A 538-nucleotide genomic window follows, 5' to 3' on the forward strand; every position below is an offset into this window, starting at 1 on the left:
ATCAACGGTGAATGGAAGGCATGGCTCACCCGCAGACGACTGGTCTTGCGCCCCTCCGCATCAAAGGACGCCTTGATAGCGAGCACAGCCGCCTCATCACCGGAGACCACCACCGACGAAGGACCATTGATCGCAGCAATGCTGACCAGATCCGTCAGATACGGGGTGGCCTCAGCCTCACTCGCCTGCAGCGCCACCATCGCACCACCGGCCGGCAACGCCTGCATCAACCGGCCCCGCGCCGCCACCAACCGCGCCGCATCCGCAAGCGACAACACACCCGCCACATGCGCCGCCGCCAACTCACCCACCGAGTGCCCCGCCAAGAAGTCCGGCCGCACCCCCCACGACTCCATCAGCCGGAACAACGCCACCTCGACGGCGAACAACGCAGTCTGGGCGTACGCGGTCTGATTCAACAGCTCCACGTCCTCCCCCCACACCACCTCACGCAACGGACGCTCAAGCCACGCGTCCAACTCCGCAACCACCGCATCAAACGCCTCAGCAAACACCGGATACGCCGCATACAACTCCC

Annotated in this window: 1 protein-coding gene; it reads right to left on the bottom strand. The window is 65.1% G+C overall.

Going from position 1 to position 538, the window contains the following annotated elements; translation table 11 throughout:
- Positions 1-538 (bottom strand): acyltransferase domain-containing protein (locus IEY89_RS40255; RefSeq protein WP_189152465.1); only part of this gene is annotated, 538 nt, incomplete at both ends.

The organism is Streptomyces lacrimifluminis, assembly GCF_014646095.1.
GTDB classification, from domain to species: domain Bacteria; phylum Actinomycetota; class Actinomycetes; order Streptomycetales; family Streptomycetaceae; genus Streptomyces; species Streptomyces lacrimifluminis.